At 71.0% G+C, this 20,783-nt stretch carries 24 protein-coding genes; 20 read left to right on the top strand and 4 right to left on the bottom strand.

Annotation, left to right across the window (positions count from 1 at the left end; translation table 11 throughout):
- The first annotated feature begins 1 nt into the window (after position 1).
- The 15 genes from rplR to truA all read left to right on the top strand — a co-directional run bounded on the left by rplR (position 2) and on the right by truA (position 10,084).
- Positions 2 to 385: a 50S ribosomal protein L18 gene (gene rplR, locus ACWERV_RS08910; RefSeq protein ID WP_398185356.1), complete on the top strand. Its 384-nt coding sequence runs from the start codon at positions 2 to 4 to the stop codon at positions 383 to 385.
- A 49-nt stretch (positions 386 to 434) separates the two neighbouring features.
- The gene (gene rpsE / locus ACWERV_RS08905; protein WP_398185354.1) at positions 435 to 1,040 is read left to right on the top strand and encodes a 30S ribosomal protein S5; all 606 of its coding nucleotides are present in this window, start codon (positions 435 to 437) and stop codon (positions 1,038 to 1,040) included.
- Positions 1,040 to 1,222 carry a 50S ribosomal protein L30 gene (rpmD, locus tag ACWERV_RS08900; protein WP_031524772.1) on the top strand — a complete coding sequence of 61 codons (183 nt, stop codon included), beginning with the start codon at positions 1,040 to 1,042 and terminating at the stop codon, positions 1,220 to 1,222. The genes rpsE and rpmD overlap by 1 nt, the downstream gene beginning before the upstream one ends.
- Before the next feature lie 2 nt (positions 1,223 to 1,224).
- A complete protein-coding gene (gene rplO, locus ACWERV_RS08895) occupies positions 1,225 to 1,677 on the top strand; it encodes a 50S ribosomal protein L15 (RefSeq protein WP_031524770.1) in 453 nt (150 codons plus the stop codon).
- Between the two features lie 233 nt (positions 1,678 to 1,910).
- Positions 1,911 to 3,227 carry a preprotein translocase subunit SecY gene (secY, locus tag ACWERV_RS08890; protein WP_398185350.1) on the top strand — a complete coding sequence of 439 codons (1,317 nt, stop codon included), beginning with the start codon at positions 1,911 to 1,913 and terminating at the stop codon, positions 3,225 to 3,227.
- Positions 3,227 to 3,895 carry an adenylate kinase gene (locus ACWERV_RS08885; protein WP_398185347.1) on the top strand — a complete coding sequence of 223 codons (669 nt, stop codon included), beginning with the start codon at positions 3,227 to 3,229 and terminating at the stop codon, positions 3,893 to 3,895. The genes secY and ACWERV_RS08885 overlap by 1 nt, the downstream gene beginning before the upstream one ends.
- A gap of 133 nt (positions 3,896 to 4,028) precedes the next feature.
- Positions 4,029 to 4,865: a type I methionyl aminopeptidase gene (map, locus tag ACWERV_RS08880; RefSeq protein WP_398185344.1), complete on the top strand. Its 837-nt coding sequence runs from the start codon at positions 4,029 to 4,031 to the stop codon at positions 4,863 to 4,865.
- Positions 4,866 to 4,996: 131 nt separating this feature from the next.
- On the top strand, positions 4,997 to 5,218 hold the full coding sequence (gene infA / locus ACWERV_RS08875) for a translation initiation factor IF-1 (RefSeq protein ID WP_003956442.1): 222 nt from the start codon (positions 4,997 to 4,999) through the stop codon (positions 5,216 to 5,218).
- A gap of 27 nt (positions 5,219 to 5,245) precedes the next feature.
- Positions 5,246 to 5,359 carry a 50S ribosomal protein L36 gene (gene rpmJ, locus ACWERV_RS08870; RefSeq protein WP_003956441.1) on the top strand — a complete coding sequence of 38 codons (114 nt, stop codon included), beginning with the start codon at positions 5,246 to 5,248 and terminating at the stop codon, positions 5,357 to 5,359.
- A gap of 186 nt (positions 5,360 to 5,545) precedes the next feature.
- Complete coding sequence (gene rpsM, locus ACWERV_RS08865) at positions 5,546 to 5,926, top strand: 30S ribosomal protein S13 (protein WP_398185341.1); 381 nt, start codon at positions 5,546 to 5,548, stop codon at positions 5,924 to 5,926.
- A 68-nt stretch (positions 5,927 to 5,994) separates the two neighbouring features.
- On the top strand, positions 5,995 to 6,399 hold the full coding sequence (rpsK, locus tag ACWERV_RS08860; RefSeq protein ID WP_003956432.1) for a 30S ribosomal protein S11: 405 nt from the start codon (positions 5,995 to 5,997) through the stop codon (positions 6,397 to 6,399).
- Positions 6,400 to 6,425: 26 nt separating this feature from the next.
- Positions 6,426 to 7,052: a 30S ribosomal protein S4 gene (gene rpsD, locus ACWERV_RS08855; RefSeq protein WP_398185338.1), complete on the top strand. Its 627-nt coding sequence runs from the start codon at positions 6,426 to 6,428 to the stop codon at positions 7,050 to 7,052.
- 139 nt (positions 7,053 to 7,191) lie between these two features.
- The gene (locus tag ACWERV_RS08850) at positions 7,192 to 8,214 is read left to right on the top strand and encodes a DNA-directed RNA polymerase subunit alpha (RefSeq protein WP_031524756.1); all 1,023 of its coding nucleotides are present in this window, start codon (positions 7,192 to 7,194) and stop codon (positions 8,212 to 8,214) included.
- Positions 8,215 to 8,623: 409 nt separating this feature from the next.
- Complete coding sequence (gene rplQ, locus ACWERV_RS08845; protein ID WP_398185333.1) at positions 8,624 to 9,148, top strand: 50S ribosomal protein L17; 525 nt, start codon at positions 8,624 to 8,626, stop codon at positions 9,146 to 9,148.
- Between the two features lie 78 nt (positions 9,149 to 9,226).
- Positions 9,227 to 10,084: a tRNA pseudouridine(38-40) synthase TruA gene (truA, locus tag ACWERV_RS08840; RefSeq protein WP_452930543.1), complete on the top strand. Its 858-nt coding sequence runs from the start codon at positions 9,227 to 9,229 to the stop codon at positions 10,082 to 10,084.
- 204 nt (positions 10,085 to 10,288) lie between these two features.
- On the opposite strand, the gene ACWERV_RS08835 is transcribed toward truA, so the two are convergent.
- Positions 10,289 to 11,806: a hypothetical protein gene (locus ACWERV_RS08835; RefSeq protein WP_452930540.1), complete on the bottom strand. Its 1,518-nt coding sequence runs from the start codon at positions 11,804 to 11,806 to the stop codon at positions 10,289 to 10,291.
- A gap of 135 nt (positions 11,807 to 11,941) precedes the next feature.
- On the opposite strand from ACWERV_RS08835, the gene ACWERV_RS08830 reads away from it, so the two are divergent.
- The 4 genes from ACWERV_RS08830 to glmM all read left to right on the top strand — a co-directional run bounded on the left by ACWERV_RS08830 (position 11,942) and on the right by glmM (position 16,600).
- Positions 11,942 to 13,564, top strand: a complete 1,623-nt coding sequence (locus tag ACWERV_RS08830; protein WP_398185324.1) for an ABC-F family ATP-binding cassette domain-containing protein — start codon at positions 11,942 to 11,944, stop codon at positions 13,562 to 13,564.
- 291 nt (positions 13,565 to 13,855) lie between these two features.
- Complete coding sequence (rplM, locus tag ACWERV_RS08825) at positions 13,856 to 14,299, top strand: 50S ribosomal protein L13 (RefSeq protein WP_398185321.1); 444 nt, start codon at positions 13,856 to 13,858, stop codon at positions 14,297 to 14,299.
- A 39-nt stretch (positions 14,300 to 14,338) separates the two neighbouring features.
- Entirely contained in the window at positions 14,339 to 14,854 is a 516-nt protein-coding gene (gene rpsI, locus ACWERV_RS08820; RefSeq protein WP_398185318.1) for a 30S ribosomal protein S9, read from the top strand.
- A gap of 387 nt (positions 14,855 to 15,241) precedes the next feature.
- Complete coding sequence (glmM, locus tag ACWERV_RS08815; RefSeq protein ID WP_398185314.1) at positions 15,242 to 16,600, top strand: phosphoglucosamine mutase; 1,359 nt, start codon at positions 15,242 to 15,244, stop codon at positions 16,598 to 16,600.
- Here glmM and ACWERV_RS08810 read toward each other — a convergent pair.
- The 3 genes from ACWERV_RS08810 to ACWERV_RS08800 form a co-directional block, all read right to left on the bottom strand.
- Positions 16,597 to 17,565 carry a DUF389 domain-containing protein gene (locus tag ACWERV_RS08810; protein ID WP_452930535.1) on the bottom strand — a complete coding sequence of 323 codons (969 nt, stop codon included), beginning with the start codon at positions 17,563 to 17,565 and terminating at the stop codon, positions 16,597 to 16,599. The genes glmM and ACWERV_RS08810 overlap by 4 nt on opposite strands.
- A 12-nt stretch (positions 17,566 to 17,577) precedes the next feature.
- Entirely contained in the window at positions 17,578 to 18,582 is a 1,005-nt protein-coding gene (gene coaA, locus ACWERV_RS08805; RefSeq protein ID WP_398185308.1) for a type I pantothenate kinase, read from the bottom strand.
- A 338-nt stretch (positions 18,583 to 18,920) separates the two neighbouring features.
- Positions 18,921 to 19,289 (bottom strand): holo-ACP synthase, encoded by a 369-nt coding sequence (locus tag ACWERV_RS08800; RefSeq protein ID WP_452930532.1) that lies wholly within the window; start codon positions 19,287 to 19,289, stop codon positions 18,921 to 18,923.
- Between the two features lie 75 nt (positions 19,290 to 19,364).
- Here ACWERV_RS08800 and ACWERV_RS08795 point away from each other — a divergent pair, with 75 nt between their 5' ends.
- Positions 19,365 to 20,777 (top strand): NAD(P)H-hydrate dehydratase, encoded by a 1,413-nt coding sequence (locus ACWERV_RS08795; RefSeq protein ID WP_452930529.1) that lies wholly within the window; start codon positions 19,365 to 19,367, stop codon positions 20,775 to 20,777.
- The last annotated feature ends 6 nt before the right edge of the window (positions 20,778 to 20,783 follow it).

Raw genomic sequence — 20,783 nt, 5'->3', positions numbered from 1 at the left:
CATGGCATACGGTGTGAAGATCGCCAAGGGCAAGGCGTACAAGGGCGCTGCGATCAAGCGTCGCCACATCCGGGTCCGCAAGCGCATCTCGGGTACGCCCGAGCGCCCGCGCCTGGTCGTGACGCGTTCCAACCGCGGCATCGTCGCCCAGGTCATCGACGACCTCGCGGGCCACACGCTCGCGTCGGCGTCGACCCTCGACGCGTCCATCCGCGGCGGCGAAGGCGACAAGAGCGCCAAGGCGAAGCAGGTCGGCCAGCTCGTGGCCGAGCGTGCGAAGGCCAAGGGCGTCGAGGCCGTCGTGTTCGACCGTGGCGGCAACCAGTACGCGGGGCGCATCGCCGCTCTCGCGGACGCCGCCCGTGAAGCCGGCCTGAAGTTCTAGCCGTCCGTCACCAGCGGAGAAACGCTAAAAGGATCGAGAGGTAATTCCAATGGCTGGACCCCAGCGCCGCGGAAGCGGTGCCGGTGGCGGCGAGCGGCGGGACCGTAAGGACAGGCGGGACGGCGGCCAGCAGGCCGAGAAGACCGCTTACGTCGAGCGGGTCGTCGCGATCAACCGCGTCGCCAAGGTTGTGAAGGGTGGTCGTCGCTTCAGCTTCACCGCGCTGGTCGTGGTGGGCGACGGTGACGGCACCGTCGGTGTCGGCTACGGCAAGGCCAAGGAGGTGCCGGCCGCCATCGCCAAGGGTGTGGAGGAGGCCAAGAAGCACTTCTTCAAGGTCCCCCGTATCCAGGGCACCATCCCGCACCCCATCCAGGGCGAGAAGGCCGCGGGCGTCGTCCTGCTCAAGCCGGCTTCCCCCGGTACCGGTGTGATCGCCGGTGGCCCGGTGCGCGCCGTGCTGGAGTGCGCGGGCATCCACGACGTGCTGTCCAAGAGCCTCGGCTCGGACAACGCGATCAACATCGTGCACGCCACGGTGGCCGCGCTCCAGGGGCTGCAGCGCCCCGAGGAGATTGCCGCCCGCCGCGGTCTGCCGATCGAGGACATCGCGCCCGCCGCCCTGCTGCGGGCTCGTGCCGGGGTGGGTGTCTGATGGCGCGCCTCAAGGTCACGCAGACCAAGTCCTACATCGGCAGCAAGCAGAACCACCGTGACACCCTGCGTTCGCTCGGGCTCAAGCGCCTGCACGACGTCGTGGTCAAGGAGGACCGCCCGGAGATCCGCGGCATGGTCCACACCGTCCGCCACCTCGTCACGGTCGAGGAGGTCGACTGATCATGGGTGACAACCCGATCAAGATCCACAACCTCCGTCCGGCCCCGGGCGCCAAGACCGCCAAGACCCGTGTGGGTCGCGGTGAGGCGTCCAAGGGCAAGACGGCCGGTCGTGGCACCAAGGGCACCAAGGCCCGTTACCAGGTTCCGGAGCGCTTCGAGGGTGGGCAGATGCCCCTCCACATGCGCCTCCCGAAGCTCAAGGGCTTCAAGAACCCGTTCCGTACCGAGTACCAGGTCGTCAACCTGGACAAGCTCGCGGCCCTCTACCCCGAGGGTGGCGAGGTCACGGTGGCCGGTCTGGTCGCCAAGGGTGCGGTGCGCAAGAACCAGCTCGTCAAGGTGCTCGGCACCGGCGAGGTCTCCGTGGCGCTGCAGGTGACCGTTGACGCGGTCTCCGGCTCCGCCAAGGAGAAGATCGCCGCTGCCGGCGGCACGGTCACCGAGCTCGTCTGAGCCCGATGCCCACCACGACCGGGGACGCTCTGGAACGTCAGAGCGTCCCCGGTCGTGCGTTCCTGTGATTTTCCTTCCCCGGTTGGTCATTCCTTGCGGGGCTACGTCGCCGGTAGGCTGACCGACGCTGCTGTCATCTTTGTGCTACCGCTCAGACCCGCCAGACCCCGTCAGTGTCGTCAGATACCTCAAAACCGTCCGCCCGCGCTGTCGCGGGGGGTGCAGGAGGCACCGTGCTCACCGCGTTCGCACGGGCGTTCAGGACGCCCGACCTGCGCAAGAAGCTGCTGTTCACGTTGGGCATCGTGGTGGTCTATCGCCTCGGGGCGCACATCCCGGTACCGGGCGTCGACTACACGATCGTCAACAAGTGTGTGAACGAGACCAAGGGCAACAACAGCCTCTTCGGTCTGGTGAACATGTTCAGCGGCGGCGCGCTGCTCCAGCTGACGATCTTCGCGCTCGGCATCATGCCGTACATCACGGCGAGCATCATCCTCCAGCTGCTGACCGTGGTCATCCCGCGCCTGGAAGCCCTGAAGAAGGAGGGCCAGGCCGGCACCACGAAGATCACGCAGTACACGCGGTACCTGACCGTCGCCCTCGCGGTGCTGCAGGGCACCGGCCTGGTCGCCACCGCCCGTTCCGGCAGCCTGTTCTCCGGCTGCAACGAGGCCGGCGGCATCGTGCCCAACCAGTCGATCTTCACCACCATCACGATGGTGACGACGATGACCGCGGGCACCGTGATGATCATGTGGCTCGGTGAGCTGGTGACCGACCGCGGCATCGGCAACGGCATGTCGATCCTGATGTTCGTCTCCATCGCGGCGGGCTTCCCGGGCAACCTGTGGGCGATCAAGGTCTCCGGCACCATCGCGGGCGGCTGGGTCGAGTTCTTCGCCGTCATCCTCGTCGGCCTCGCGATCGTCGGCCTGGTGGTCTTCGTCGAACAGGCCCAACGCCGGATCCCGGTGCAGTACGCCAAGCGCATGATCGGCCGGCGGTCGTACGGCGGCACGTCCACGTACATCCCGCTCAAGGTCAACCAGGCCGGTGTGATCCCGGTCATCTTCGCCTCGTCGCTGCTGTACATCCCGGCGCTGATCGTGCAGTTCTCCGGATCCACGGCCGGCTGGGCGCAGTGGATCAGCCGGAACTTCACCAAGGGCGACCACCCGATCTACATGGCGGCCTACTTCCTGCTGATCGTCTTCTTCGCCTTCTTCTACGTCGCGATCTCCTTCAACCCCGAGGAAGTCGCCGACAACATGAAGAAGTATGGTGGGTTCATTCCGGGCATCCGGGCAGGTCGCCCCACCGCCGAATACCTGAGCTACGTGCTGAACCGCATCACGTGGCCGGGCTCGCTGTACCTGGGTCTCATCGCCCTCGTTCCGACGGTCGCCATCGCGATCTTCAACGGGAGCAACGGCAACTTCCCGCTCGGTGGCACCAGCATCCTCATCATCGTCGGTGTGGGTCTGGAAACCGTGAAGCAGATCGAGAGCCAGCTCCAGCAGCGTAACTACGAAGGGTTCCTCCGCTGATGCGTATCGTCCTGGTCGGGCCGCCCGGTGCGGGCAAGGGGACACAGGCGAAGTTCCTCACCGAGAACCTGTCCATCCCGCACATCTCCACGGGCGACCTCTTCCGCGCCAACATCAGCCAGGGCACCGACCTCGGCAAGCGCGCGAAGTCGTACATGGACGCCGGTGACCTGGTCCCCGACGAGGTCACCATCGGCATGGCCGAGGACCGGATGGACGCGCCCGACGCCGCCGAGGGCTTCCTGCTCGACGGCTTCCCGCGCAACGAGCACCAGGCGCAGGCGCTCGACGCCTACCTCGCCGCGCACGGCCTGGCGCTGGACGGCGTGCTCGACCTGGAGGTTCCCGAGGACGAGGTGGTCAAGCGCATCGCCGGCCGCCGGGTGTGCCGCAACGACAGCGCGCACGTCTTCCACGTCGAGTACAAGAAGCCCCAGGCCGAGGGCGTGTGCGACGAGTGCGGCGGCGAGCTGTACCAGCGCAGCGACGACGCCGAGGACAAGGTGCGCAACCGCCTCGACGTGTACCACCGCGAGACCGAGCCGATCATCGACTACTACAAGCGCCAGAACCTGGTGGTCACGATCTCCGCGCTCGGCCCGGTCGCCGAGGTGACCGCCCGCGCGATGGCCGCCCTCCAGGACCGCCGGGCGGACGGCGCCGCGTAGGCGCGACCGACAGCAGCGACGACGTACGGCCGTGGTGCCCACCCGGGCACCACGGCCGTATCGTTGATTGAGCCCCTTTTCGAGTGTTCCCGTACCTCAGCACCCCCCACGACCCGAGGAAGGCGTCAGCCGCATGGTGGAGATCAAGACCCCCGAGCAGATCGCCACGATGCGGCGGGCCGGACTGGTCGTCGCCGCGATCCACGAGGCGACCCGCGCCGCGGCCGTACCCGGCGCCACCACCAAGGACCTGGACGAGATCGCCGCCAAGGTCATCGCCGACCACGGCGCCAAGCCGAACTTCCTCGGCTACGGCGGCTTCCCCGGCAACATCTGCACCTCGGTCAACGACGTCGTCGTCCACGGCATCCCGGACCGCGCGACCGTGCTCAAGGACGGCGACATCATCGCTATCGACGCCGGTGCGATCGTCGACGGCTGGCACGGCGACGCCGCCTTCACCACCCTCGTCGGCACCGGTCACGCCCCGGAACTGGCCGAGCTGAGCCGGGTGACGGAGGAGTCCATGTGGGCCGGCATCGCCGCCTTCCGCAAGGGCAACCGGCTGGAGGACATCTCCAAGGCCGTCGAGGGCTACATCCGCCGCCAGCCGCGCCCGGCCTCCGGCAAGTACGGCATCGTCGAGGAGTACGGCGGCCACGGCATCGGCACCGCGATGCACATGGAGCCGCACGTGCTGAACTACGTGACGAAGAAGCGCGGCCGCGGCATCAAGCTCGTCCCCGGGCTGTGCCTGGCGATCGAGCCCATGGTGACGCTGGGCACACCGCGCACCCATGTGCTGGAGGACGAGTGGACGGTGAAGTCCGACGACGGCTCGTGGTCCTCGCACTGGGAGCACACCATCGCGCTCACCGAAGAGGGCCCGCTCGTGCTGACCGCCCCCGACGGCGGCCGCGCCAAGCTCGCCGAGTACGGCATCACGACCGCTCCCGACCCCGTGGCGTAATGATCACCGCGCCTGGGCATACACAGTGGATTCGTCTTTCTTCGAACCGTGTCGTAGACTGACACGTCGGCTCTCGCATGTCTTCTGGCATGCCCGCAGCCGACCAAGGTAGCCGATCCCGAAAGCAGGACATGGCCAAAAAGCAAGGCGCCATCGAAATCGAGGGCACCGTGATCGAGTCTCTGCCGAACGCGATGTTCAAGGTGGAGCTGCAGAACGGTCACAAGGTCCTCGCGCACATCAGCGGCAAGATGCGGATGCACTACATCCGTATCCTCCCGGATGACCGGGTCGTGGTGGAGCTGTCTCCCTACGACCTGACGCGCGGACGGATCGTCTACCGCTACAAGTAGATCTCACGACCCGGAGAACCTGATCCCATGAAGGTCAAGCCGAGCGTCAAGAAGATCTGCGACAAGTGCAAGGTGATCCGCCGTCACGGGCGGGTCATGGTCATCTGCGACAACCTGCGCCACAAGCAGCGCCAGGGCTGACGCACGACCTCCACCTTCTGCACCCGCAGAACTTCGCGCGACGCACATCCGTACATACGCAGTGCCCGTCCCCTGCTCCAAGGGTGACGACACCCCCGGCGGAGGCCGGGGACCCGGCCGGTACCTGACACGGCCGCCCGGGAACCGGCACTGCGGAAGACCTCCGAATCACCAGGAGCCAGACACATGGCACGCCTTTCAGGCGTTGACCTCCCGCGCGAGAAGCGCGTGGAGATCGCCCTCACCTACGTCTTCGGCATCGGGCGTTCCCGCGCCCAGGAGATCCTGAAGAGCACCGGTGTGAGCCCCGACATCCGCGTGCGCGACCTCGCCGAGGACGACCTCGTCAAGATCGCCAAGTACGTGGACGACAACTACACGACCGAGGGTGACCTCCGTCGTTCCATCCAGGCCGACATCCGCCGCAAGGTCGAGATCGGCTGCTACCAGGGTCTGCGCCACCGCCGCGGCCTTCCGGTCCACGGCCAGCGCACTCACACCAACGCCCGCACCCGCAAGGGCCCGCGTCGCGCGATTGCCGGCAAGAAGAAGCCGGGCAAGAAGTAGTCCGCAAGCAGGACCCCATCCGCGGTCTTCGCTTCGTAGGACCGACCACCTCACCGGGAAGATGACACATGCCTCCTAAGGGCCGTCAGGGTGCAGCCAAGAAGGTGCGCCGCAAGGAAAAGAAGAACGTCGCTCACGGTCACGCGCACATCAAGAGCACGTTCAACAACACGATCGTCTCGATCACGGACCCCTCGGGCAACGTGATCTCCTGGGCCTCCGCCGGTCACGTCGGCTTCAAGGGCTCGCGCAAGTCCACCCCCTTCGCCGCGCAGATGGCCGCCGAGTCGGCCGCGCGCCGCGCGCAGGAGCACGGCATGCGCAAGGTGGACGTCTTCGTGAAGGGTCCCGGCTCCGGCCGCGAGACCGCGATCCGCTCCCTCCAGGCCACCGGCCTCGAGGTCGGGTCGATCCAGGACGTCACCCCGACCCCGCACAACGGCTGCCGCCCGCCGAAGCGCCGCCGCGTCTGACCAGCTGACACAGGAGATACGAGACAATGGCGCGTTACACCGGGGCCGACTGCAAGCGTTGCCGTCGGGAAAAGCAGAAGCTCTTCCTCAAGGGAGCTAAGTGCGAGAGCGCGAAGTGCCCGATCGAGATCCGTCCTTACCCCCCGGGTGAGCACGGACGCGGGCGCACCAAGGACAGCGAGTACCTGCTTCAGCTGCGTGAGAAGCAGAAGTGCGCGCGCATCTACGGTGTCCTCGAGAAGCAGTTCGTGAACTACTACAAGGAAGCGAACCAGAAGACCGGCAAGACCGGTGAGAACCTTCTGCGCATCCTTGAGACCCGCCTCGACAACGTGGTCTACCGGGCCGGCTTCGCCAAGTCCCGCGACCACGCCCGTCAGCTGGTCCGTCACGGACACATCACCATCAACGGCCGCAAGAACGACATCCCGTCGGCGCGCGTGGCCGTGAACGACATCGTCGAGGTCCGCGAGTCGTCCCGCACCCTCACCCCCTTCCAGGTGGCGCAGGGCGAGGCCGGCGACAAGACCGTGCCGGCGTGGCTCGAGGCCAACGCGGGCAAGCTGCGGATCCTCGTGCACAGCCTGCCCGAGCGCCAGGTGATCGACACCCAGGTGCAGGAGCAGCTGATCGTCGAGCTCTACTCGAAGTAATCGCTGTACTTTCTTCGGGAAAGCTCGTGGTCACGGGCGGTGCGGCAACCGTCACCCGACGGTTTCGCCGCACCGCCCGTACCCTCGTAGTACAGGGGGCGTCAAATAGCGGGCGCCCACGACAGAAGGACCACAGAACATGCTGATCGCTCAGCGACCCTCGTTGACCGAAGAGGTCGTCGACGAATTCCGCTCCCGGTTCGTGATCGAGCCGCTGGAGCCGGGCTTCGGCTACACCCTCGGCAACTCCCTGCGCCGTACGCTCCTCTCCTCGATCCCGGGTGCCGCGGTCACCTCCATCCGGGTCGACGGCGTCCTGCACGAGTTCACCACGGTGCCGGGTGTCAAGGAGGACGTCACCGACCTCATCCTCAACATCAAGCAGCTCGTCGTCTCCTCGGAGCACGACGAGCCCGTCGTGATGTACCTGCGCAAGCAGGGCCCGGGTGTCGTCACCGCCGCCGACATCGCGCCGCCGGCCGGTGTCGAGGTGCACAACCCCGACCTCGTCCTGGCGACGCTCAACGCCAAGGGCAAGCTGGAGATGGAGCTGACCGTCGAGCGCGGTCGCGGCTACGTCTCCGCGGTCCAGAACAAGCAGCAGGGCCAGGAGATCGGCCGCATCCCGGTCGACTCCATCTACAGCCCGGTGCTCAAGGTCACCTACAAGGTCGAGGCGACCCGAGTCGAGCAGCGCACCGACTTCGACAAGCTCATCGTCGACGTCGAGACCAAGCAGGCCATGCGCCCGCGCGACGCCATGGCGTCCGCCGGCAAGACCCTGGTCGAGCTGTTCGGCCTGGCCCGCGAGCTGAACGTCGACGCCGAGGGCATCGACATGGGCCCGTCCCCCACGGACGCCGCCCTGGCCGCGGACCTCGCCCTGCCGATCGAGGAGCTGGAACTCACCGTCCGCTCCTACAACTGCCTCAAGCGCGAGGGCATCCACTCGGTGGGCGAGCTCGTCGCCCGCTCCGAGGCGGACCTGCTCGACATCCGCAACTTCGGCGCGAAGTCGATCGACGAGGTCAAGGCGAAGCTGGCCGGTATGGGTCTGGCCCTCAAGGACAGCCCCCCCGGATTCGACCCCACCGCCGCGGCGGACGCCTTCGGCGCCGACGACGACGTGGACGCGGGCTTCGTCGAGACCGAGCAGTACTAGCCCCTGCGGGGTGCGTGTTCCGCGCCCCGTCCCGGGTGAGCGTTTCCCTGCTGCGCAGGGCGAGCGTTTTGAGGGGCGCGTGGGGGCACCTGCCAGGCGGAGCCTGGAGGAGAACTGCGCGCTCAGCCACATACGTGGCGCGGGTCGTCACCGGCCCGGTGGGTCAGATGCGGTCGCATCCGGACCACCGGCCGGTGGGGGGTTGCTCGCGCAGTTCTCCCCCTAGGCTCCGCCTGGGAGGTGCCCCCACGCGCCCCTGGTGGTTGCCCCTCGGGGCAGAACAGAACCTCCCAGGGCGGCAGCCCTGGGGACTCCGGGGCTCAGCCCCGGGACATACGAGCCGGCGGCCGCCGGTTCGCACTGACATCGGTACCTGATACGGCCGGTGCAGCGAAGAAGGAGAAAGACCATGCCTCAGCCCGCCAAGGGTGCCCGTCTGGGCGGCAGCGCCGCGCACGAGAAGCTGCTCCTCGCGAACCTCGCGAAGTCGCTCTTCGAGCACGGCCGCATCACCACCACCGAGGCCAAGGCGCGCCGTCTGCGCCCGGTCGCGGAGCGCCTGATCACCAAGGCGAAGAAGGGCGACATCCACAACCGTCGCCAGGTCCTGCAGGTCATCACGGACAAGAGCATCGTCCACACGCTCTTCACCGAGATCGGCCCGCGGTACGAGAACCGCCCGGGTGGCTACACCCGCATCACCAAGATCGGTCCCCGTCGCGGCGACAACGCCCCGATGGCGGTCATCGAGCTGGTCGAGGCGCTGACCGTGCAGCAGTCCGCTGTGGGCGAGGCCGAGGCCGCGACCAAGCGTTCCGCGAAGGACAAGGACGCGGCCGGTGAGGCCGCCCTCGCCGAGGTCAAGAACGACAAGGCCGAGGACGTCGAGGACGCGAAGCCGTCCGAGGAGTCGGACGAGGCCAAGGACGCCTGAGGCGTCCCGCAGGTACACCGGACGGACCCGCACCCTCCCGGGGGTGCGGGTCCGTTCCCCGCTCGAGGAGGACTGATCGTGAGCGACGAGCCCGCCCCCGGCTCTGTACGGGTCCGGCTGGACCTGGCGTACGACGGGGCCGACTTCTCCGGCTGGGCCAAGCAGCGGGAGCGGCGGACCGTGCAGGGGGAGCTGGAGGACGCCATCCGCACGGTGCTGCGGCTCGCCGAACCCGTCGAGCTCACCGTCGCCGGGCGCACCGACGCGGGTGTGCACGCGCGCGGGCAGGTCGCGCACGTCGACCTGCCGGGTGAGGTGTGGGACGCCGAGCGGGACAAGCTACGGCGACGGCTCGCCGGGCGGCTCCCCTGGGACGTCCGGGTCTTCGGCGTCGCCGAGGCCCCCACCGGCTTCGACGCGCGCTTCTCCGCGATCTGGCGGCGGTACGCCTACCGGGTGGGGGACCACCCCGGCGGGGTGGACCCGTTGCTGCGCGGACACGTCCTGTGGCACGACCGGCCCGTGGACGTCGAGGCCATGAACGAGGCCGGGCAGCTGCTGCTCGGCGAGCACGACTTCGCCGCGTACTGCAAGAAGCGGGAGGGGGCGACGACGATCCGCCGCCTGCTCCAGGTGAGCTGGGAGCGGCGGGAGGACGACGGGGTGGCCGTCGCCACGGTGAAGGCCGACGCCTTCTGCCACAACATGGTGCGGGCGCTCGTCGGGGCGATGATCCTCGTCGGGGACGGGCACAAGCACGTCGGCTTCCCCGCGGAGGTCCTTGCCGGACGGGTACGGCACTCCGCGGTGAACGTCGTCCGGCCGCACGGCCTCACCCTGGAGGAGGTCGGCTACCCCCCGGCCCACCTGCTGGCCGCGCGCAACGCGGAATCCCGCAACCTCCGCACGCTCGCTCCGCGGGGTACGTGCGCGTAGGGGGATGCCCCTTGCCCTTGCAGGGCGAGTGCGGATCCGGGGGGCTGGTCGCGCAGTTCCCCCCGCCCCTAAAACGCTCACCCTGCGCGGTAAGGGCTTGTTTCTCCCGCGCAGGGCAACACACCAGGGGCGCGGGGAACTGCGCGCGCAACCACCCACCGGCGGACGGTCGCGAACCCCACCGCAAGGGGCAGCCCGGAGCGCCTACTGGCGGGAGGGATCCGCAGCGGCGGCGTCCTTGCCGCGCTGGACGATGCGGGTGAACGCAAAATCACTCGCGTCGTTCGCCGCCTGCTTCCCCACCGTGTCGTCCGCCGCGAGCGTCGTCCCGTTCTTGAAGCCGGAGATGGCGAAGTAGGCGTACCGGCCGACCGCGTTGGAGGTCATCTGGCAGCGGACACCGCGGCAGAAGGAGGGGACGGCGCCGCCGTTCAGGGGGGCGACGTACTGCGAGACCGCCTGGACCTTCTTCGCGTGGGCGGCGTCCTGGAAGACGGCCACGCCGACGGTGACGGCGAGGTCGCCGTTCGTGTACGTGGCGCGGATGAGCTTCTGGCAGCCGTTGGCGCTGAGGGCCGTGGCGAGGGAGGCGCGGGCGTTCGCGGCGCAGGACGTCGTGACGTCGGTGCGCGACTTGATGTACGTACGGCCCTGCCACACGAACTGCTTGCCGGGGAAGAGGCTGTCCGGGGTGAGCGGCGCCTTGTCCTTCGCGGCGGTGCCGAGGTAGTCGAGCGGGTTCGCGGGGGGCGGCGGGGCGACGGAGGAGAAGGAGGGGGCGGGCGGCAGCGGCTCCTCGCTCGCGGTCGTGCTGCCGGAGGACGAGGGGGACGCGACGGGCTTGTCGTCGCTGCTCTTGCCGGACATCACCACGGCCGTGGCGACACCTCCGGCGATCACGGCGACGGCGACGATCCCGCCGGTGAGCATCAGGACCCGCTTGCGGCGGGTGCCGGAAGCTTCCTGCTGCTCGGCGAGCGCGTTCCAGTCGGGGGTGCCGCGGTCCGGCCCGGAGGGAGGGGCGGGGGCGGGGGCCGGCGCGGGGGAGGGGACGGGCGCGGGCGCCGGGGCCTGCTGCGGAACGGGCGCCGGGGCCGGTGCGGGGGCCTGCTGCTGGGCCCCGTACGGCTGCGTGGGGACGTAGTGCGACGGCGGCTGTTGCTGCTGCGGCGGCACGTACGGCTGCTGCTGCTGGGCGGGCGCGGGGGCCGGGCCCTGCCCCTGATGGCCCGCGTACGGCGGCGGCTCGACCGGCGTCTGCTGCGTCGCGGCGTACCCCGGCTGCTGCGCGGGCGCGGGTGCGGGCGCCTGGGCGGGGGCGGCGTCACCGGCGTACGCGGGGCGCTCGACGGGCGCCGGGCCCTGCGGCCCCTGCGGGGTCTGCTGGTCGGCGGGGCCGCGGTGGCGCGGGACGGGGCGGATGATCTGCGTCGACGGGTCCGTGTCGCGCGGCGCCTCCGCCGCGGGCGGCTGCTGCCCGCTCCAGGGGGTGCCGGGGCCGGGCCCGGCGGGCGGTGCGGACGGCGCGGCGTCGGGCTGCGGGGACCACGCCGGGCCGGGCTCGGGAGCCTGCGGGGGCGGGGTCTGCTGCCGGAACTGCGCGCGCGGGTCCGCGGTGTTCTGGCGGGAGGGGATGACGCGTCCCTCCAGGACTTCACGCTCGCCGTCGGCGGCGCTGTGACGCGGTTCCTGCGGTGGCTGCTGCCCGGGGCCATCGGTCATGTCGCGCATCATATGGCCGCGCCGCCCACCGGCCTACCGCCGCCCGCCAGGGGGCCCGGGGGCTGTCCGGCGGGCTGCGGGCGGGTGGCAAAAACGGGTTGGGGGGCGTCCGGCCGGGCGGGGACAATCGGTGCCATGGGACATGTGGAAGCAGCGCACCTGGAGTACTACCTGCCGGACGGGCGGGCGCTGCTCGGCGACGTCTCCTTCCGCGTCGGTGACGGCGCGGCCGTCGCGCTCGTCGGGGCGAACGGCGCGGGGAAGACCACCTTGCTGCGGCTGATCTCCGGCGAGATCGCCCCGCACGGCGGCGCCGTCACGGTCAGCGGCGGGCTCGGTGTGATGCGGCAGTTCGTCGGCAGCGTCCGCGACGACTCGACCGTCCGCGACCTGCTGGTCTCCGTCGCCCACCCGCGGATCCGGGCGGCCGCCGCGGCCGTGGACGCGGCCGAGCTGGCGATCATGGCGCAGGACGACGAGCCCGCGCAGATGGCGTACGCGCACGCGCTCGGCGACTGGGCGGAGGCGCGCGGCTACGAGGCCGAGACGCTGTGGGACATGTGCACGATGGCCGCGCTCGGCGTCCCGTACGAGCGGGCCCAGTGGCGCGAGGTGCGGACGCTGTCCGGCGGCGAGCAGAAGCGGCTGGTGCTGGAGGCGCTGCTGCGCGGCCCCGACGAGGTGCTGCTGCTGGACGAGCCGGACAACTATCTGGACGTCCCCGGCAAGCGCTGGCTGGAGGAGCAGATCGCGCAGACCCGCAAGACCGTGCTGTTCGTCAGCCACGACCGCGAGCTGCTGTCGCGTACCGCCGAGAAGATCGTCAGCGTCGAGACCGGCCCGACCGGTGCCACCGCGTGGGTGCACGGCGGCGGCTTCGACACCTTCCACGCCGCCCGCAAGGAGCGCTTCGCGCGCTTCGAGGAGCTGCGCCGCCGCTGGGAGGAGGAGCACGCCAAGCTCAAGGCGCTCGTGCTGCGGCTGCGGCAGCAGGCGGCGAACAGCCCCGACATGGCCTCCCGCTACCACGCGGCGCAGACCCGGCTGAAGCGCTTCGAGGACGCGGGCGCCCCGCAGGAGCCGCCGCGCGAGCAGGAGATCAGCATGCGGCTCAAGGGCGGCCGTACCGGGGTGCGCGCGGTCACCTGCGCGCAGCTGGGCCTCACGGGTCTGATGAAGCCCTTCGACCTGGAGGTCTTCTACGGCGAGCGGGTCGCGGTGCTGGGCTCCAACGGCTCCGGCAAGTCGCACTTCCTGCGGCTGCTGGCCGGGGACGAGGGCGTGGCGCACACCGGCGAGTGGAAGCTGGGCGCGCGGGTCGTGCCGGGCCACTTCGCACAGACCCACGCCCACCCGGAGCTGGCCGGGCGCACCCTCGTGGACATCCTGTGGGCCGAGCACGCGCGCGACCGCGGCCGGGCGATGTCGGTGCTGCGCCGCTACGAGCTGGAGCGGCAGGGCGACCAGCCCTTCGACAAGCTGTCCGGCGGGCAGCAGGCCCGCTTCCAGATCCTGCTCATGGAGCTGCAGGGCACCACCGCCCTGCTGCTGGACGAGCCCACCGACAACCTGGACCTGGAGTCCGCGGAGGCCCTCCAGGAGGGTCTGGAGTCGTACGACGGCACGGTGCTCGCCGTGACGCACGACCGCTGGTTCGCCCGTACCTTCGACCGCTTCCTGCTCTTCGCGGCGGACGGCACGGTACGCGAGACGAAGGAGCCGGTGTGGGACGAGCCGCGGGTCGTACGGGAGCGGTGAGGGCCGCGGCGGGGGGCGCGCCGGGCCCGTCACCCGAAGGGGCGCGTTTTGACCCTGCCGGGGGCGCCCGGGTATCCTCCTGGTTTGTTATGCGTATTGGCTTGCTCTATCTCACGTGAGGGGCCCTTACGCCGGTCCACCGGGCCGATGACCAGCGGCAGGGACACGGTTGCGTCGCCGTGTGCCGCCATGGCTGTCGTGATCGTCCGGGTGGCCTTGTCAGGACCCTTCTTCCGCGGCCCGCGGGCGAGCGGGAGAAACCACTACTGAGAAGAAGCGAAGGCTACGACCGTGCGTACGTACAGCCCCAAGCCCGGCGACGTTCAGCGCCAGTGGCACGTCATCGACGCGCAGGATGTTGTCCTGGGCCGTCTGGCGACACAGGCCGCTACCCTCCTGCGGGGCAAGCACAAGCCCATTTACGCGCCCCACGTGGACACCGGCGACTTCGTCATCGTGATCAACGCCGACAAGATCCACCTCTCGGGCAACAAGCGCACCCAGAAGATGGCCTACCGCCACTCCGGCTACCCGGGCGGTCTGCGCTCGGTGCGCTACGACGAGCTGCTCGCCAAGGCTCCGGAGAAGGCGATCGAGAAGGCCGTCAAGGGCATGCTCCCCAAGAACTCCCTGGGCCGTCAGATGCTCTCCAAGCTCAAGGTCTACTCGGGCGACCAGCACCCGCACGCTGCTCAGCAGCCGGTGCCGTTCGAGATCACCCAGGTCGCGCAGTAGTTCCGGCCACCAGCTACCAGAAAGAATCAGAGGAGAGTCGTGGCTGAGACCACTGCCGAGAACGTTCTCGAGGGCGACGAGTCCTACGAGGAGATCACCACCTTCGAGTCCGAGGCCGTCGAGGGGGAGTACACCTCCGAGTCCCTCGCCTCGCGCTTCGGCGACCCGCAGCCGGCCGCCGGCACCGGCCGCCGCAAGCGTTCCATCGCCCGCGTCCGGATCGTCCCGGGCAGCGGCAAGTGGAAGATCAACGGCCGCACCCTTGAGGGCTACTTCCCGAACAAGGTGCACCAGCAGGAAGTCAACGAGCCTTTCAAGGTGCTCGAGCTGGACAACCGTTACGACGTCATCGCCCGCATCAGCGGCGGCGGCATCTCCGGCCAGGCCGGTGCGCTGCGCCTGGGTGTCGCCCGTGCGCTCAACGAGGCGGACGTCGACAACAACCGCGGCCCGCTCAAGAAGGCCGGCTTCCTGACCCGTGACGACCGCGCGGTCGAGCGGAAGAAGGCCGGTCTGAAGAAGGCCCGCAAGGCGCCGCAGTTCAGCAAGCGCTGATCCGGCGGCGCGCTCCGCGCCGTCGGCCCCGCGGCTTGGCCCGGCTCTTCGGCTGGGCCATACGCGCGGTCGCCGTCGCCGGCGGCACGCCGTAGCCGTATCGCAACGCCCCGGAGGCACACCATGGCCTCCGGGGCGTTCGCATGGGGCGCCGCACGCGTATAAATCGGGTTGTACGACGTTCGCTTGTGCGACATCGGGTTGTACGACTGGTACAACCAAAGAGAGGGCGTCGGGCGTCAAAGAGCTGTCACGCCTGTGTCGGGACGACGCAGGCGGCACCGGACGGCGCGCAGGCCCGAGCCGCACGACGCGCCGCGGGCGCGCCGCAGGCGCAGCACATCGCCGAGACGGCAGCGCAGCCGTAACACATCGGAGGACACAACAGTGGGACGACTCTTCGGCACCGACGGGGTGCGGGGCATCGCCAACGCGGATCTCACCGCCGAGATGGCGCTCGGCCTGTCCGTCGCCGCGGCGCACGTACTCGCGGAAGCGGGCAGCTTCGCCGGACACCGGCCCGTCGCGGTGGTCGGGCGCGATCCGCGCGCCTCGGGCGAATTCCTGGAGGCCGCCGTCGTCGCGGGCCTCGCGAGCGCGGGTGTGGACGTCCTGCGGGTCGGTGTGCTGCCCACCCCGGCGGTGGCGTATCTCACCGGCGCGCTGGGCGCCGACCTCGGCGTCATGCTGTCCGCGAGCCACAACGCCATGCCCGACAACGGCGTGAAGTTCCTCGCCCGCGGCGGCCACAAGCTCGACGACGAGCTCGAAGAGCGCATCGAGACGATGTACGAGGAGCACCGCACCGGCGCCCCCTGGGTGCGCCCCACCGGCGACGGCGTCGGCCGGGTCCGCGACTACGACGAGGGCTTCGACCAGTACGTCGCCCACCTCATCGGCGTGCTGCCCAACCGCCTGGACGGCGTCACGGTCGTCCTCGACGAGGCGCACGGCGCCGCGTCCCGCGTGTCGCCCGAGGCCTTCTCCCGGGCCGGCGCCGAGGTCGTCACGATCGGCGCCCGCCCCGACGGCCTCAACATCAACGACGGCTGCGGCTCCACCCACCTGGAGCCGCTCAAGGCCGCCGTCCTGGAGCACGGCGCGGACTTCGGCATCGCCCACGACGGCGACGCCGACCGCTGCCTGGCCGTCGACGGCAACGGCGAGGAGGTCGACGGCGACCAGATCCTCTCCATCCTCGCGCTCGCCCTGCGCGAGCGCGGCCAGCTGCGGCACGACACCGTCGTCGGCACGGTCATGTCCAACCTGGGCTTCAAGCTCGCCATGGAACGCGAGGGCATCACCCTCGTGCAGACCGCGGTCGGCGACCGCTACGTCCTGGAGTCCATGAAGGAGCACGGCTACGCGCTCGGCGGCGAGCAGTCCGGGCACGTCATCGTCCTCGACCACGCCACGACCGGCGACGGCACGCTGACCGGCCTGCTGCTCGCCGCCCGCGTCGTCGAGACCGGCCGTTCGCTGGCCGACCTGGCGTCCGTCATGCAGCGCCTGCCGCAGGTGCTCGTCAACGTCCCCGACGTCGACAAGAGCCGCGTCCACACCTCCGCCGAGCTGGGCGCCGCCGTCGCAGAGGCCGAGGCCGAGCTGGGCGACACCGGCCGGGTGCTGCTGCGCCCGTCCGGCACCGAGCCGCTGGTACGCGTCATGGTGGAGGCCGCGGACATCGACCACGCCCGCGCGGTCGCCGGCCGCCTGGCCGACGCGGTGAAGTCGGCGCTGGGCTAGCCGATACCCGGGCGGCGCCCGGCGGGGGCCTTCGCCTCCGCCGAGCGCCGCTGCCTTTCCAGCAGGACCTTCTGCGTCAGCAGCGTCAGGGTGCCCGCGCACACGATGCCCGCGAGGTTCACCGCGAGCTGGACGGACGAGCCCCACGTCTCGTGCCAGGAGCCGTACGCGATCGCCAGCGCCGCGTTCGCGGCGGCCGGCACCGTCGTCACCGAGATCGCCACGCCGACGAGCGCGCCGGACTTCGCCGACGTCAGCGACAGCATCCCGGCGATGCCGGCCAGGAACGCCACGACGAACGAATCCCACGTCGGCTGCCAGATGAACTGCGTGGCCGGGTGCGGGGCGAAGAAGCGGGCCTGCGAGAACAGGCCCAGGCCGTTCATCGCGTACGCGAAACCGCCGGTGATCAGCATCGCGGCGGGGAAGCCCAGCGCCACCGCGATCAGCGACCGCGTCACCAGCCGCGGCCGGCGCCGCACCAGCCCCGTGCACACCCCGGCCAGCGGCCCGAACTCCGGGCCCACCACCATCGCGCCGACGATCAGGATCGAGCTGTCCAGCATCACGCCGTACGCGGCGAGCATCGTCGCGACCGTCAGGAACGCCAGGTAGGTGACGGTCAGGGTGGACTCCTCGTGCGTCGCCTCGACCAGCGACTCCCAGACCACCGCGTCCGCGCCCTCGCCCGGCGCCTCCTTCTCCGCGTCGTCCGCGCTGCGCGACAGCGTCACGTCGACCGTCTCGACCGCGATCGAGCCCGTCTCCGCCACCCCCAGGTCCCGCAGGGCCGCGAGCAGCGGATCGGCGGCCTCCCGCGCCACGTCGCACGTCAGCACATCGCCCACCGGGTCGTACGCGGCGCCCCTGACCACCGTCAGATGCGTGGCGCCGGGCGTATCCGACACCAGCGCGGCCACCGCCTCGGTCCGCTCGGCCGGCACGATCATCCGCAGGTGCAGCACGTCCCGGCCCTCCTAGAGCTTGCGCAGCGACAGGCGCCGGACCTTGTGCGCATGGTCCTTGCGCAGCACGAGGGTGGCGCGGCCGCGGGTGGGGAGGACGTTCTCCTCCAGGTTCGGGCGGTTGATCGTGCGCCAGATCATCCGCGCGTAGTCCATCGCCTCCGGCTCGGCCACCCGGGTGTACTTGGTGAAGTACGAGTCCGGGTTCTGGAAGGCCGTCTCCCGCAGCTTGCGGAAACGGCCGAGGTACCACTGCTCGACGTCCTCGGTGCGGGCGTCGACGTAGACGCTGAAGTCGAAGTAGTCCGCCAGGCCCGCCCGCGTACGGCCGTCCCGCCCCGGCAGCGCGGGCTGCAGCACGTTCAGGCCCTCGACGATCAGGATGTCCGGGCGGCGCACCACCAGCCGCTCGCCGGGGACGATGTCGTACGACAGATGCGAGTACACCGGGGCGGTGACCTCGGGCGTGCCGGACTTCACGTCCGCCACGAAGCGGGTCAGCGCTCGGCGGTCGTACGACTCGGGGAAGCCCTTGCGCGCCATCAGGCCGCGCCGCTCCAGCTCCGCGTTCGGATACAGGAAGCCGTCCGTCGTGACCAGTTCGACCCGCGGGTGCTCGGGCCACCGCGCCAGGAGGGCCTGGAGGAGGCGGGCGGTCGTCGACTTCCCGACCGCCACACTGCCGGCCACGCCTATCACGAAGGGCGTCCCCGGCTGCGGCGTCGCGCCGTCGTCCGAGGTGCCCGCGAGAAACGTGTTGAGGGCGCCGCGCAGGCCGCTGTGCGCGGCGATGTAGAGGTTGAGCAGGCGGGAGAGCGGGAGGTAGACCTCCTCGACCTCCGCGAGGTCGATGACGTCGCCGAGACCGCGCAGCTTTTCCACCTCGTCGGCGGTGAGCGGGAGCGGCGTCCGGTCACGCAGGGCGCTCCACTGCTCCCGCGTGAGGTCGACGAACGGGGTGGGGGTGGGGGGCTTGTGGCCTGCGGCCGGGCTTGAGGTGGTCGAGGGTGTCGGCACGGATGCATTTTCGCAGCGCGGGGGTTTCGCTCCGGGGTGGGGGTGGGGGTGGGTTGCGCGATCTTCCGCCGGTGGTGGGTTGCTCGCGCCGTTCTCCCCCAGAGCTTCGCCTGGGAGGTGCCCCCACGCGCCCCTTTCGCGGCGGCGCCGTTGCTGGGGCGGGGGCCGCCACGGGGCACCTCCTCGGAATGCGCCTTCGCCCTCTTACCTGGTTGGTGAGCCACCGACAGCGCATTCCTGCGGGGGCACCCCGCACCGTCCCCCTCCGGGCCGGTTGGGCGGCTGCCTGCCGGTGGGGGTGAGCGTTTTCGGCGTGTGGGGGCACCCCCCGGGAGGGGCTATGCCTCGGCGATGACGACCGCGGAGGCGACGCCCGCGTCGTGGCTGAGGGACAGGTGCCAGGTGCGGACGCCCAGCGTGGCGGCCCGCGCTGCCACCGTGCCCTTGACGGTGAGGCGGGGGCGGCCGGACTCCTCGGCGACGACTTCCGCGTCGAGCCAGCTCAGCCCGGCGGGGGCGCCGAGGGATTTCGCGAGGGCTTCCTTCGCGGCGAAGCGGGCGGCGAGGGAGGCGATGCCGCGGTCCTCGCCGGAGGGGAGCTTGAGCTCGTCCGGGGTGAAGAGGCGTTCGGCGAGGCCGGGGGTGCGGTCGAGTGCGGCGCCGAACCGCTCGATCTCCGCGACGTCGATGCCCACTCCGATGATCACGCCGATCAGCTTAGAGGTGCCCGGCGGGTGGCGGGTCCGTATGGTCGGAGGAAAGGCGGACGGGAGGGTGACCGGATGAGGTACGCGCACACGGTGCAGGCCGTACGGGACGCCGAGGCGGTGCTCATGGCGCGGCTGCCGGAGGGGGCGCTCATGCAGCGGGCCGCCGCCGGGCTCGCGGCGGTGGGGGCGGACGTGCTGGGGCGGGTGTACGGGCGGCGGGTCGTGGTGCTCGCGGGGAGCGGCAGCAACGGGGGTGACGCGCTCTTCGCCGCGGCGCGGCTGGCCCGGCGGGGGGCCGGGGTGACGGCGGTGCTGCTGGCACCGGAGCGGGCGCACGCCGAGGGGCTGGCGGCGTTGCGGGCGGCGGGCGGCCGGGTCGCGGAGGGGCTCGACGCGGTGCGGCGGGCGGACCTGGTGTTCGACGGGATCGTGGGGATCGGCGGGAAGGGCGCGCTGCGGGACAACGCCGCGGAGCTGCTGGACGCCGTGCGGGGGGCGGTCGTGGCCGTGGACCTGCCGAGCGGGGTGGACGCGGACACCGGCGAGGTCGCGGGAGCGGCCGTACGCGCCGACGTGACGGTGACCTTCGGGACGTACAAGCCGGGGCTGCTGGTCGATCCGGGGGCCGGGCGGGCCGGGGCGCTGCGGCTGATCGACATCGGCCTGGAGCCGGGCGCGCCCGAACTGGAGGCGCTCCAGCACGCCGACCTCGCGCGGCTGCTGCCGCGGCCCGCGGGGGAGAGCGACAAGTACCGCCGGGGCGTGGTCGGTGTGGTGGCCGGGTCGGACCGCTATCCGGGGGCGGCCGTGCTGGCCGTCTCCGGGGCGCTGCGGGCCGGGGCCGGGGCCGTGCGGTACGTCGGCGGGGGCGGGCCCGCGGTGCTGGCGCGGCATCCGGAGGTGCTGGTGTCGAGCGGTTCGCCGCATGCCGCGGGGCGGGTGCAGGCGTGGGTGGTCGGGCCGGGGCTCGGTGACGACGCGGGGGCGCGGGCGGCCGTCGCGGAGGTGCTGGCCGCGGACGTCCCCGTGCTCGTGGACGCGGACGGGCTGCGGCTGATGGCGCGGGAGACGGTACGGGCGCGTACCGCCCCGACGCTGCTCACCCCGCACGCGGGGGAGGCCGCCGCGCTGCTCGGCCGCACCCGGGAGGAGGTCGAGGGCGCGCGGCTGGCGGCGGTCCGGGAGCTGGCCGGGCACTTCGGGGCGACGGTGCTCCTGAAGGGCTCCACCACGCTGGTGGCGGCGCCCGGCGGCGGGCCCGTGCGGGTCAACGCCACGGGGACGCCGTGGCTGGCCACCGCCGGGAGCGGCGACGTCCTGTCGGGTCTGGCCGGGTCCCTGCTGGCGGCGGGCCTGCCCGCGCTGGACGCGGCCTCCGCCGCCGCCTACCTCCACGGGCTCGCGGCCCGTCTGGCGGGCGGGCCGCTGGCCGCGATGGACGTGGCGGAGGCGATCCCCGCGGCGTGGCGGTCGGCGACGTCCTGACCCGCG

This window comes from Streptomyces sp. NPDC004031, from assembly GCF_053604375.1.
The sequence above is the reverse complement of the archived record's forward strand: the minus strand, read 5'-3'. Positions and strand labels throughout refer to the sequence as shown.